The organism is Deinococcus arboris (assembly GCF_009755355.1).
Classification (GTDB): Bacteria; Deinococcota; Deinococci; order Deinococcales; family Deinococcaceae; genus Deinococcus; species Deinococcus betulae.
Genome location: NZ_WQLB01000013.1, coordinates 102,469 through 113,843, shown reverse-complemented (window position 1 = coordinate 113,843; position 11,375 = coordinate 102,469). Strand labels below are relative to the sequence as shown.

Below are 11,375 nucleotides of genomic sequence, written 5' to 3'. Positions count from 1 at the left end.
CAAGTTCGAAGCGAGCGTGTACGTGCTGAGCAAGGATGAAGGCGGGCGTCACAGCGCGTTCTTCGGCGGGTACCGTCCCCAGTTCTACTTCCGCACGACGGACGTGACCGGTGTGGTGGAACTGCCTGAAGGCGTGGAAATGGTGATGCCGGGCGACAACATCACGTTCATCGTGGAACTGATCAAGCCCATCGCCATGGAAGAAGGCCTGCGCTTCGCCATCCGCGAAGGTGGCCGCACCGTCGGCGCTGGCGTCGTTGCCAAAGTCATCGAATAAGACTCTAGTACCCAGAGAGGCCCCTTCGAGGGGCCTCTTTTTTGATGCCCTGTACCCTGGAGTATGGCAAAGCAACTGCCGGCCATCAGTGACCACCTGCGCGCCTTTATAGAAGCGCAGCCTCTCTTTTTTGTGGGGACGGCTGCGCCAGACGGGCGGGTGAACGTCTCGCCCAAGGGCCTCGACAGCCTGCGGGTGCTGGGGCCAACCCAGGTGGTCTGGCTCAACGTGACCGGCAGCGGCAACGAAACGGCGGCGCACCTCCTGCAAACCCCGCGTATGACCCTGATGTTCTGCGCGTTTCAGGGACCACCACTGATCTTGCGGCTGTATGGGCAAGCACAGATGCTCCAGCCGGGGGATGACGGCTGGGACACGCTGCTGGCCCTCTTTCCTGCCCTGCCGGGCACGCGGCAACTCTTTGTGCTTGAGGTCGACCTCGTGCAGACCTCCTGTGGAATGGCCGTGCCCCTGATGACCATAGAAGGCCAACGCGAGGACCTCAACCGCTGGGCAGAGCGCCAGACCCCTGAAGACCTTACCGCGTACCGGGAGCGCAAAAACACGCTGAGTATCGACGGTTTTCCCACCGGCCTGCCCCGCCGGTAGACACCTGCCGCCCGCGTGCCTATAATTCGAATGTTGCCCGCCCCAAGGCGGGCTTTTACCAGCGTGCCAGACACACCCGTTGACGGCCCCGCCCACTCAGGGACGCTGGGAGCAGAGGGCCCCCCGCGGGGCCGTTTGCGAAGGAGCAGCTCATGGCGAAAGACGGCCCCCGTATCATCGTGAAAATGGAAAGCAGCGCCGGCACCGGCTTCTACTACACGACCACCAAGAACCGCCGCAACACGCAGGCCAAGATGGAACTGCGCAAGTACGACCCCGTGGCCAAAAAGCACGTGGTCTTCAAAGAGAAGAAGGTCTGATGCCCGCCGCCGGGCTTCAGCCCCGGCGCAGGCGGCCCACCTTTCCTCTCGTCTTGTCGCAGGTGAACGCATGAACTTGATTCAGTACTTCCGGGATTCGCGCGCTGAACTCTCGCGGGTCTCGTGGCCCAGCCGGGCGCAGGTGCTCGAAGGCACGCAGGCCGTGCTGATTTTCGTCGTGGCCCTGACCCTGATTGTCTATGCCATGGACGTCGTGTTCAGAAACCTGATTCAGCTGGTGCTGCCATGAGTATCGAGTGGTACGCCGTGCACACCTACGTGGGTCAGGAAGACCGCGTCGAGCAGCACCTGATGGAGCGTGCGACCAAACTGGGCATGCGCGGCACGAAAATCTTCCAGGTCATTCAGCCTGAAGAAAAGGCTGTCGAACTTCAGGAAGGCGGCAAGAAGGTCGAGGTCACGCGCAAGCTGTTTCCCGGCTACGTCTTCGTGCAGATGGACGTGGAAGATGACGACGCGCCCGGCGAACTGGGCGAGTCCTGGGAAGTGGTGCGCGGCACGAACGGCGTGACCGGCTTCGTGGGCACCGCCACCCGCCCCGTCCCACTGTCGTTTGATGAAGTGCAGCGCCTGCTCGCCTCGGTGGGCGTCGCTGCCCAGCCGGTGGCGGCCGAGGCGCCCCGCGTCAAGGTGGACTTCAAGGCAGGCGACATGGTGCGCGTGACCGGCGGCCCCTTTGCGGACTTCAGCGGCCTCATCAGCGAGGTCAACATTCCGCAGTCGAAGGTCAAGGTGCTCGTCAGCATCTTTGGCCGCGAGACGCCGGTCGAACTCGACTTTAGCCAGGTGGCCAAGTAAGACACACCTGCCCCGGCCGCTTGGCAAACAGGCGGCGGACAGGTAAAGTAGAAAAGTTGCTGTCTTGTTCTGCCCCTAGAGGCGAACGGCACAGAACTTAGCGTCAGCACCCCAGCCCGGCCCAGGCCAGGCGCGGGGGAGCTAAGGAGGAATCTCAATGAAGAAAGTCGCAGGCTTAGTCAAACTGCAACTCCCGGCGGGCAAGGCCACCCCGGCCCCCCCCGTGGGTCCCGCGCTGGGGCAGTACGGCGCGAACATCATGGAGTTCACGAAGGCGTTCAACGCGCAGACGGCCGACAAGGGTGACGCGATCATCCCCGTCGAGATCACCATCTACGCGGACCGCTCGTTTACCTTCATCACCAAAACCCCTCCCATGAGCTACCTGATTCGCAAGGCCGCCGGCCTGCAAAAGGGCAGCGCGACCCCCAACAAGGCCAAGGTCGGCAAGCTCAACTGGGATCAGGTTCTGGAAATCGCCAAGACCAAGATGCCCGACCTGAACGCGGGCAGCGTGGAAGCCGCCGCCAACACCGTGGCCGGCACCGCCCGCTCCATGGGCGTGACCATCGAGGGGGCCCCCAATGCCTAAGCGTGGCAAGCGCTACGAAGCGCTGGCGGCCAAAGTGGACCGCAACAAGCAGTACACCATTGACGAAGCCGCCGCGCTGGTCAAGGACATCGCCACGGCGAAGTTCGACGAGACCGTGGAAGTGCACTTCCGTCTGGGCATTGACCCCCGCAAGAGCGACCAGAACGTGCGCGGCACTGTAGCTCTGCCTCACGGCACCGGCCGCAGCGTGCGCGTGGCCGTGATCACCAAGGGCGACAACGTGCAGGCTGCTGAAGCGGCGGGCGCCGATGTCGTCGGCAGCGAGGACCTCATCGAGCGGATCGCCGGCGGCTTCATGGACTTTGACGCTGTCGTGGCGACCCCCGACATGATGGCCCAGGTGGGTCAGAAGCTCGCCCGTCTGCTCGGGCCGCGCGGCCTGCTGCCCAACCCCAAGAGCGGCACCGTCGGCCCCGACGTGACCGGCATGGTGCGCGGCCTCAAGGCTGGCCGTATCGAATTCCGCAACGACAAGACCGGCGTGGTGCACGCCCCGATTGGCAAGGCCAGCTTCGACCCCAGTAACCTCAGCGCCAACTACAGCGCGCTGATCGGTGCGCTGGAGGCCGCCAAGCCCGGCAGCGCCAAGGGCGTGTTCCTGCGCAGCGCGTTCCTGACCACCACGATGGGCCCCAGCATCGAGCTGACCCTGAGCGGCGGCAGCGCCTAAGCGGCGCGGTGATGGCCGAAGGTTGATAGAAAAACCATCAACTGGCACCCATCACCCTCTTTTTTGGCACCCCGGTGCGCTTTCGCACCTCCCCAATCCGTTTTCATTCCGGCACCAAAGACAGCGGGGACCCTTGCCAGGTTTAAACAGCCCGCCGAGTTGCCAGGGGCGCGACCGTGCACCTGGACTCGTTCCCACCAAGGAGGTACTGCGTGGCGAACGAAAAGAACCAGCAGACCCTTAGCACCCTGACGGGCAGCCTCTCGGGCATCGACTCGTTTTACGTGGTTGATTACCAGGGCCTGACCGCCGGTCAGCTGAGCAAACTGCGCAAAGACATCCGCGAGAAGGGTGGGCAGCTGATTGTTGCCAAGAACACCCTGATTCACCTGGCCCTGCAGGGCAGCGGCCGCGATTTCAGCGACGCCCTGAAGGGTCCCAGCGCCATCGTGGTGGCCCAGGACGACCCCGCCGGGGTAGCCAAGGCCCTCAGCGACGCCGCCAAAGGCAACGACAAGGGCATCCCTGCCGTTAAGGCCGGCTTTGTCGAAGGCAACCGCGTTGACGTGAAAGTCGTCGAGCGTCTGGCCAGCCTGGGCAGCAAGCAGAGCCTGCAAGGCGAACTGGTCGGCGTCCTCAGCGCCCACCTCAGCAACTTCGTGGGCATCCTCGAAGCGTACAAAGAAAAACTCGAAGGCCAGGGCGCTTAACGCACCGGCCTTGCCCCCTGACCGGGGCGCCCCCAACTTCATCCTCCGGAGGAATACATCATGGCTTACGACAAACAAGCGCTTATTGACCAACTCGGCCAGCTCACCATCATGGAACTCGCCGACCTGATTGACGGCCTGAAAGAGACCTGGGGCGTGACCGCCGCTGTGGCCTCTGGCCCCGCTGCTGGCCCCGCCGCCGCTGTGGAAGAGAAGACCGAATTTGACGTGGTGCTGGTGGACGCCGGCGCGAGCAAGATCAACGTCATTAAGGAAATCCGCGCCATCACCGGCCTGGGCCTGAAGGAAGCCAAGGACATGAGCGAGAAGGGCGGCGTGCTGAAAGAAGGCGCGAACAAGGACGACGCCGAGAAGATCAAGGCCCAGCTGGAAGCCGCTGGCGCCAAGGTCGAACTCAAGTAAATCCTGCCCCAACCGGGTGTGCAGCCCCCAGCCCCAGCGGCTGGGGGTTTTTCGTTTTTAGCAGACGGGAAGCCCCTCCCGTTGCTTTCAGGCAGGCAAGTCTGCCCCATTCAAAGGCTCTGCTTGAGCAGCGGCCTCACGGTTCACGGCTACCCCCACGGCAACGCACAGAGAGTAATCAGCCACACCGCCAGCGCGGTCTGCTGGGCACGCGCCAGGACCTGCCTCACAAAGGGCGATGGGTCAGCCGCCAGTTGCCCCGCCACGGGGGCCGGCAGGTTGGCGCGCGAGGCGATGTACATCCGCACCCCGTAGTCGGCGTCGGCGGCCAGATGCTCTATCCAGCGGGCCGACAACTCGGGCCGGGCCGCAATGCGGGCGCGCACCTGCCAGGCGGGATGACGCGCCAGCCACTCGACCTGCCGTTCATTCAGGGCAGGGTGCGCCGCCGCCGCTGCCTGAATTTCTATAGCGGAGGCAATGAGCGCGTGCCGCAACAGCCACGCCGGGGCGTCCAGTTGTGCCAGCAGCCTCAGCAGGACATGCAGGGGCACGTCCAGCAGCAGCCGGGGGTGGGCTAGGCGCAGCAGCGGCAGGGCCGGGTTCCCCAGCACCTCGGCCGGGTGGTCAGCCGCCAGCCGCTCCAGCAGGGCCGGCGGGGTGTTGGGATGGGCGGCAATCAGGGCGCGGGTCGGCTTCTCTGCTGTTTCAGCCAGCTGTTCTAACTGGGCGGCCGTCAGACCTGGGGCCAGGGTCAGTACCGCTGGCCCGCCGGAAGGTTCAATTTCTCTTCCCATAACGCAAGCAACTCCTTGAGGTCGTCTAGTGGCTCGTCGCCGGGGTGCTGGGGCTGAAGGTCATCAAGCACCTCGAAGCGGAACTGTGCCGGGCCATCCGCTGCCCAGTCCCGCTGCATCTGGGCGTGACGGTGCCCTCCCAGTTCCAGCTGAAAGCGAATGCGGTTGAGCAGGCCTTCGACATGCACGCTGCTGCCCAGCAAGGTGCGGCCAGACGGCAGATGGGTAATGCGGTAGACGCCCATGCGGGGCGTGAACCCACGGTAATGGCGTGGGGAGGCTTCTGTCATTGAGCTTGACCGAATGCAGGGGCCGCCAGGTACAGCGCGTGCAGCCGAATGTCTTCGGGCCAGGGGGCCAGCGCCGCCTCAAACGCCCCCCAGTCAGCGGCGTAGAGGGCGCGGCTGGCGTCCTCGGCGCCCGGCAGGTCGCCGGCCATCACCGTGAGAAAGCGGTCGGCCGCCAGACTGGCCACGCGGCGGCGCTCGCCTTCGGGGTCAGCTTTGCGGGCCTCATCAATCAGGCGGCGCAGCGCGGCCGAGGCGCCGTTCGGGTGACTTTCCAGCCAGTCCCAGTGCCGGGGCAGCAGGCTGACCTCCCGCGACACCACGCCCAGCTTCGGGCGACCTGGACCAGTTCTGGACGGCGCTGGCGCATGGCGGGCCAGCACCTCCTCCAGAGTGCCGCGCCAGTCAAAGTCGGCGGGGCGGCCCGTTTCATCGTTAAAGACGATCAGCGGTTGGGTGCGGGGACCAGGCAGGGCATCCAGAGCCGTCTTAACGGCGGTGAGGGTGTCGGACAGTGGCCCGGTGGCCAGGCGACGAGTGCCCAAAAAGGCGCTGTAGGTCGGGGCTTCTGACATAGATGCATATTACCCGGATGAAATATCAGACCGCAATATCTTCCGGGTAATATAATTGGCTTAGACCACATTGGCGCAGGAGGATGCAGAAGAAGCCACCGAACCTTAGGTGGCCCAGAGGGTCTGCGCCCGGATCTCACTAGCAGCTTTCAGCCTCAGTCATTCATCCAACTGGCGAGAACCAGGAGATTGTGGCGACCACAGTGTGGGCAGGAGTGTACAACCCTCCCCCTGTTCTCTCATACAGACTCCGATTGAATCGTTTACAAAAACGATGAAATCCGAGCGGAGCGAGAAAGAGGAAAACGGTTTCCGGACGTGGAGTTGGCAAATCGGCGTTTTCCCGATTTGTTAACGAAACAAACGGAATCCGTATCAGTCCCGCACAAACTGGATGGAGCCAACGCTGGAAGAGACTTTGCACGGTCACCACCAGACCGCGATAACCAAGCCGTGTTCTGCGAACGATTCGCGGGCCGCGAGATCAAATTTCCTAGCCGCCGGACCTCACAGACCGCCGCAGAACTGCACGCCACCCAGCCCCAGGCAACCCCGAACGGCTCTTACCGTCTGATCTAAGGCCACCTGCAAACTTGAGTCAGTTGCTCAGCCCACCGTCAGACCCAGCGAGAAACCCGTATCGCGCTCACTTCAATTCTTTTCTCAGATCACGTCCCTGCTGAAACCACTCCCGCTCTTGACGGCGGTACAGCGCCGTGGCCCGGCGTTCGGTCTTCTCCAGGGCGTCCAGCAGGGCACGGGCCTCATCTCCCCTGCCCCGCCGCAGCAGGTAGGCAGCGTAGCGGGCGCGGGGTTCTTCCGTGGTGGCGGCCGTCATGGCCTCCCGGTAGGTCGCGTCGGCTTCCGAATGCCCCTGGGCGTCCTGCGCCTGGGCCAGCAGAGTTAAAGTACGGGTGCGCGTGGCGGCACTGGCTTTCAGGTCTACCCGCCGGAGTTTTTCCTCGGCGGGCGCAGGCTGGTCCCGCACCAGGTCCAGCTCGGCGCTCGTCAGCAGCACCACCGGGTCGTCGGCGTAGATGCCACTCAGCAGCGGCTGCAAGGTGGCCTGCGCCTCATCGGGCCGCCCTGCGCGGGCTTGCAGCGCGGCCAGGTCAGCGCGCCGCTGCAAGGTGTCGCTCTCGGCCAGGTCAGCCTGGGCTTCGCGGATGCGCAGGTCCAGGGGCTTAAGCGCCTCTACCCCGCGCGCCACGGCCTGACCCGCCACGCGGCTACTCCCCCTGAGCGCCGGAATGAGCACCATGAAGGTGTACACCGCCGCAAACGCCAGCCCAAACAGGCCGCCAAACAGCGCCCCAAACACCAGCATGACGATCCAGTACACCTGCTGCCGCGTCACCACCGCATGAATGAGGCCAATCACTGCCAGGGCGCGCAGGACGTTGTAGATCAGAGGAAGGTAGGGTTGCAGGGCGTCCACCCGCTTATGCTAAAGCGCCGCAGTGGGCTGCCGCCGCAGGTTCGCCCGCTTTTCATGAAGAACCGGACTTGACGGCGGCCCTGCCTGTTCGGCAAACTGCCCGTCACAGCTTCTCCTAGAGGCCGCTTTCGCGCGCCGTTTGACTGCACTGCCCGCACAGGTGTAGACTCTTCTGTGCTGACCATGATGGGTCGGGCAGGAGTTCTTTGCGAGAAGCGGCTCGGCAAAGCTAAGCACAACGAATGGGAACGCGGCTGTCAGAGGCTGCGCGTCCCAGCTGCGCCTTTTCATGCCCCGAGAGAGGCCGCAGTGATCCCAGGGTGCCCCCGAGGTGGATATGAGTTTGAAGAACAAAGGGCCGCGCATTGAGCGGTTTGGTGATATTGCGGACGTGATTCCGCTCCCCAACCTGACCGAGATTCAGGTGAATTCCTTCCGGGCCTTCCTGCAAGAGGACCGGGCGCCCGATGCCCGTGACTACACAGGGTTGCAAAGCGCCTTCAAAGAAGTCTTCCCCATTGACGAGACCGAGAAGGGCCGCTCCACGGGCTTGGTGCTGGACTTCCTGGAGTACCGTCTGGGCGAGCCGCCTTACACGCCTGAAGAGTGCCGTGAAAAGGACGTGACCTACCAGGCGCCCATGTACGCCAAGCTCCAGCTGATTCACAAGGACAGCGGCCTCATCAAGGAAGACCAGGTGTTCCTGGGCGACCTGCCCCTGATGACCGAGGACGGTTCTTTCGTCATCAACGGCGCCGACCGCGTCATTATTTCGCAGATTCACCGCAGCCCCGGCGTGTACTTCACCAGCTCCTACAAGGGCATCAAGAAGATGTACACGGGCGCCATCATCCCCATGCCCAAGCGCGGCCCCTGGATTGAACTGGAGTTTGCGGGCGGCATTCTGGAAATGAAGGTGAACAAGCGCAAGTTCCCCGTGGCGATGCTGCTGCGGGTACTGGGCTACGACGACGCTTCTCTGAAGTCGCTGTTCACGGAATTCGAGCCGGACATGGAACTGCCCGAAGACAAGAGCGCGGGCATGGGCGCCGACGAGGCCCTGCTGCGCCTGTTCACGGTGCTGCGCCCCGGCGACCCACCCAAGCGCGACAAGGCCATTCAGTACCTGTACGGCCTGCTGGCCGACCCCCGCCGCTACGACCTGGGCGAGCCGGGCCGCTTCAAGATGAACACCAAGCTGGGCGTCAACCGCCCCGAGCGCACCCTGCTGACCTTCCAGGACGGCAAGTTCAGTGACGCGGGCCTGGTGGACACCATTCGCTACCTGATGGCGCTGCAGTATGGCCGCGAGACCGTGGGCATGGCTGACGCCGACGGCGTAATCAATGATGTGCCCGTGGGCGAGGACGACATTGACCACCTCGGCAACCGCCGCGTGCGCACCGTGGGCGAGCTGCTGGCCGACCAGTTGCGCGTGGGCATGGGCCGTATGGCGCGCGGCGTGCGCGAACGCATGCTGCTGGGCAACCCCGACGCCGCGACCCCCACCAAACTGGTGAACAACCGCCCCATCGTGGCGGCCATGCGCGAGTTCTTCGGGCGCAGCCAGCTCTCGCAGTTCAAGGACCAGACCAATCCCCTGTCGGACCTGCGCCACAAGCGCCGCATCTCGGCCCTGGGGCCAGGCGGCCTGACCCGCGAGCGCGCCGGCTTCGACGTGCGCGACGTGCACCGCACGCACTACGGGCGCATCTGCCCGATTGAAACGCCCGAAGGCGCCAACATCGGCCTGATCTCCTCGCTGGCCTCGTACGCCAAGGTGAACGACCTGGGCTTTATCGAAGCGCCTTACCGCAAGGTGGCGGGCGGCCAGGTCTCCGACGACGTGGTCTACATGACCGCCGACATTGAAGACCGGTACACCGTGGCGCAGGCGAACAGCCCCCTGAACAGTGACGGCACCTTCAGCGACGAGCGCGTGCTGGCCCGCCGCAAGGGCGATCCCCTCTGGTACACGCCTGAAGAAGTCGATTACATGGACGTGTCGCCCAAGCAGATCGTGTCTATCAACACGTCGCTGATTCCCTTCCTGGAGCACGACGACGCCAACCGCGCGCTGATGGGCTCGAACATGCAGTCGCAGGCCGTGCCGCTCGTGCGCGCTGACAGCCCCGCCGTGGGCACGGGCGTGGAGCGCCGCGTCGTGACCGACAGCGGCACTAGCGTCGTCAGTGATGTGACGGGCCGCGTGACCTACGTGGACGCCCGCGTGATTCAGGTGACCCTGACCGAGGACGCCCCCGCCGCTGGCATGAACCAGGGCAACGTGCGCACCTTTGAACTCGTGCGCTTTACCCGCTCCAACCAGGGCACCAACCTCGACCAGCACCCCATCGTGGACATTGGCGACACCGTGACTGCCGGGCAGGTTATCGCCGACGGTCCCGCCTCTGACCTGGGCCGCCTGGCGCTGGGCCAGAACATCACCATTGCCATCATGCCGTTTGACGGCTTCAACTTCGAAGACGCCATCTGCATCTCCGAAGGCCTGGTGCGCAAGGACTTCTACACCTCGGTCCACATTGAAAAGGACGAGATCGAAGCCCGCGACACCAAGCTGGGGCCAGAAAAGATCACCCGCGACATTCCGGGCCTCAGTGAAGCTGCGCTGCGCGACCTCGACGAAGACGGCATCGTGCGCGTGGGCGCCGAAGTCAAGCCGGGCGACATTCTGGTCGGCAAGACCTCCTTCAAGGGCGAGTCTGAGCCTACCCCCGAAGAGAGATTGCTGCGTTCGATCTTCGGCGAGAAGGCCCGCGAAGTGAAGGACACCTCACTGCGCGTGCAGTCCGGTCAGGGCGGCATCGTGGTGAAGACCGTGCGCTTCCGCCGCGGCGACGAAGGCGTGGACCTGAAGCCCGGCGTGCGCGAGATGGTGCGCGTGTACGTGGCCCAGAAGCGTCAGTTGCAGGTGGGGGACAAGGTCGCCAACCGCCACGGCAACAAGGGCGTGGTCTCCAAGATCATGGCCCCCGAAGACATGCCTTACCTGGAAGACGGCACGCCCGTGGACCTGGTGTTCAACCCGCTGGGCGTGCCCAGCCGCATGAACCTGGGCCAGATTCTGGAAACCCACCTGGGTGAAGTGGCGCGCCTGACCGGCCAGAAATTCGAGACCCCGGTGTTCGACTCGGTGACCGAAGCGACCATCAAGGAAATGCTGGAAGTGGCCGCCGCCGAGCGCATCCAGAAGAACAAGGACGACGGCCTCGAACTCGACAAGCGCGAGCAGGAAGTGCTGGACCGCGCCGCCAAGCTGGGGGTCATCACCGACACCCAGGGCGACTACGAGAAGTCGCAGATGGAACTGAGCCGCACCGGCAAGAGCGTGCTGTACGACGGCCGCACTGGCGAGCCCATCAGTGGCCCCGTGGTGGTCGGCACCATGTACGTCATGAAGCTGTACCACATGGTGGAAGACAAGCTGCACGCGCGCTCCACTGGGCCGTACAGCCTCATCACCCAGCAGCCGCTGGGCGGCAAGGCGCAGTTCGGCGGTCAGCGCTTCGGGGAAATGGAAGTGTGGGCGCTGGAAGCCTACGGCGCCGCGCACACCCTGCAGGAAATGCTGACCATCAAGTCCGACGACATTGATGGCCGTGACGCCGCCTACCAGAGCATCGTCAAGGGCGAGGAAGTTTCGGGCAGCACCATCCCCGAGTCCTTCAAGGTGCTCGTTAAGGAGCTGCACTCGCTGGGCCTGGACGTGGAAGTCCTCGACAACGGCGACCGCGCCGTGGACATCTTCGAAGGGATGATGCCCAAGCGCTGAACCCGGTTTCCTGGGGAGGGCCGCGCCGCTCTCCCTTACCTCAC

The 11,375-nt window shown here is 64.3% G+C and carries 14 protein-coding genes; 10 read left to right on the top strand and 4 right to left on the bottom strand.

Annotated features, from left to right (window positions below; all coding sequences use genetic code 11):
• The 9 genes from GO986_RS11425 to rplL form a co-directional block, all read left to right on the top strand.
• Window positions 1–277: EF-Tu C-terminal domain-related protein (locus GO986_RS11425; protein ID WP_500778870.1), on the top strand; the 277-nt coding region annotated here is incomplete at its 5' end.
• 63 nt (window positions 278–340) lie between these two features.
• Complete coding sequence (locus tag GO986_RS11420; RefSeq protein ID WP_157459424.1) at window positions 341–886, top strand: pyridoxamine 5'-phosphate oxidase family protein; 546 nt, start codon at window positions 341–343, stop codon at window positions 884–886.
• A gap of 152 nt (window positions 887–1,038) precedes the next feature.
• Window positions 1,039–1,206, top strand: a complete 168-nt coding sequence (rpmG, locus tag GO986_RS11415) for a 50S ribosomal protein L33 (protein WP_022800165.1) — start codon at window positions 1,039–1,041, stop codon at window positions 1,204–1,206.
• Window positions 1,207–1,276: 70 nt separating this feature from the next.
• Window positions 1,277–1,456 carry a preprotein translocase subunit SecE gene (gene secE / locus GO986_RS11410; protein WP_157459423.1) on the top strand — a complete coding sequence of 60 codons (180 nt, stop codon included), beginning with the start codon at window positions 1,277–1,279 and terminating at the stop codon, window positions 1,454–1,456.
• On the top strand, window positions 1,453–2,025 hold the full coding sequence (gene nusG, locus GO986_RS11405; protein ID WP_157459422.1) for a transcription termination/antitermination protein NusG: 573 nt from the start codon (window positions 1,453–1,455) through the stop codon (window positions 2,023–2,025). The genes secE and nusG overlap by 4 nt, the downstream gene beginning before the upstream one ends.
• A 157-nt stretch (window positions 2,026–2,182) precedes the next feature.
• Window positions 2,183–2,617: a 50S ribosomal protein L11 gene (gene rplK, locus GO986_RS11400; RefSeq protein ID WP_088248415.1), complete on the top strand. Its 435-nt coding sequence runs from the start codon at window positions 2,183–2,185 to the stop codon at window positions 2,615–2,617.
• Window positions 2,610–3,308: a 50S ribosomal protein L1 gene (rplA, locus tag GO986_RS11395; protein WP_157459421.1), complete on the top strand. Its 699-nt coding sequence runs from the start codon at window positions 2,610–2,612 to the stop codon at window positions 3,306–3,308. Before rplK ends, rplA begins: the two co-directional genes overlap by 8 nt.
• Before the next feature lie 212 nt (window positions 3,309–3,520).
• A complete protein-coding gene (gene rplJ, locus GO986_RS11390) occupies window positions 3,521–4,018 on the top strand; it encodes a 50S ribosomal protein L10 (protein ID WP_369409323.1) in 498 nt (165 codons plus the stop codon).
• Between the two features lie 60 nt (window positions 4,019–4,078).
• Window positions 4,079–4,441: a 50S ribosomal protein L7/L12 gene (gene rplL / locus GO986_RS11385; RefSeq protein WP_157459420.1), complete on the top strand. Its 363-nt coding sequence runs from the start codon at window positions 4,079–4,081 to the stop codon at window positions 4,439–4,441.
• 149 nt (window positions 4,442–4,590) lie between these two features.
• On the opposite strand, the gene GO986_RS11380 is transcribed toward rplL, so the two are convergent.
• The 4 genes from GO986_RS11380 to GO986_RS11365 form a co-directional block, all read right to left on the bottom strand.
• Window positions 4,591–5,238 carry a hypothetical protein gene (locus GO986_RS11380; protein WP_157459419.1) on the bottom strand — a complete coding sequence of 216 codons (648 nt, stop codon included), beginning with the start codon at window positions 5,236–5,238 and terminating at the stop codon, window positions 4,591–4,593.
• Window positions 5,196–5,528, bottom strand: a complete 333-nt coding sequence (locus GO986_RS11375) for a GIY-YIG nuclease family protein (protein WP_157459418.1) — start codon at window positions 5,526–5,528, stop codon at window positions 5,196–5,198. Before GO986_RS11375 ends, GO986_RS11380 begins: the two co-directional genes overlap by 43 nt.
• Window positions 5,525–6,100 (bottom strand): DUF2239 family protein, encoded by a 576-nt coding sequence (locus GO986_RS11370; RefSeq protein ID WP_157459417.1) that lies wholly within the window; start codon window positions 6,098–6,100, stop codon window positions 5,525–5,527. Before GO986_RS11370 ends, GO986_RS11375 begins: the two co-directional genes overlap by 4 nt.
• Before the next feature lie 646 nt (window positions 6,101–6,746).
• Window positions 6,747–7,538 (bottom strand): hypothetical protein, encoded by a 792-nt coding sequence (locus GO986_RS11365; RefSeq protein ID WP_369409322.1) that lies wholly within the window; start codon window positions 7,536–7,538, stop codon window positions 6,747–6,749.
• A gap of 337 nt (window positions 7,539–7,875) precedes the next feature.
• Here GO986_RS11365 and rpoB point away from each other — a divergent pair, with 337 nt between their 5' ends.
• A complete protein-coding gene (gene rpoB, locus GO986_RS11360) occupies window positions 7,876–11,331 on the top strand; it encodes a DNA-directed RNA polymerase subunit beta (RefSeq protein WP_157459416.1) in 3,456 nt (1,151 codons plus the stop codon).
• Window positions 11,332–11,375 lie beyond the last annotated feature (44 nt).

Coding starts and splice junctions, on each gene's coding strand:
- GO986_RS11420 (WP_157459424.1), top strand. CDS start 341: ATGGCAAAGCAACTGCCGGCCATCAGTGACCACCTGCGCGCCTTTATA.
- rpmG (WP_022800165.1), top strand. CDS start 1,039: ATGGCGAAAGACGGCCCCCGTATCATCGTGAAAATGGAAAGCAGCGCC.
- secE (WP_157459423.1), top strand. CDS start 1,277: ATGAACTTGATTCAGTACTTCCGGGATTCGCGCGCTGAACTCTCGCGG.
- nusG (WP_157459422.1), top strand. CDS start 1,453: ATGAGTATCGAGTGGTACGCCGTGCACACCTACGTGGGTCAGGAAGAC.
- rplK (WP_088248415.1), top strand. CDS start 2,183: ATGAAGAAAGTCGCAGGCTTAGTCAAACTGCAACTCCCGGCGGGCAAG.
- rplA (WP_157459421.1), top strand. CDS start 2,610: ATGCCTAAGCGTGGCAAGCGCTACGAAGCGCTGGCGGCCAAAGTGGAC.
- rplL (WP_157459420.1), top strand. CDS start 4,079: ATGGCTTACGACAAACAAGCGCTTATTGACCAACTCGGCCAGCTCACC.
- GO986_RS11380 (WP_157459419.1), bottom strand. CDS start 5,238: ATGGGAAGAGAAATTGAACCTTCCGGCGGGCCAGCGGTACTGACCCTG.
- GO986_RS11375 (WP_157459418.1), bottom strand. CDS start 5,528: ATGACAGAAGCCTCCCCACGCCATTACCGTGGGTTCACGCCCCGCATG.
- GO986_RS11370 (WP_157459417.1), bottom strand. CDS start 6,100: ATGTCAGAAGCCCCGACCTACAGCGCCTTTTTGGGCACTCGTCGCCTG.
- rpoB (WP_157459416.1), top strand. CDS start 7,876: ATGAGTTTGAAGAACAAAGGGCCGCGCATTGAGCGGTTTGGTGATATT.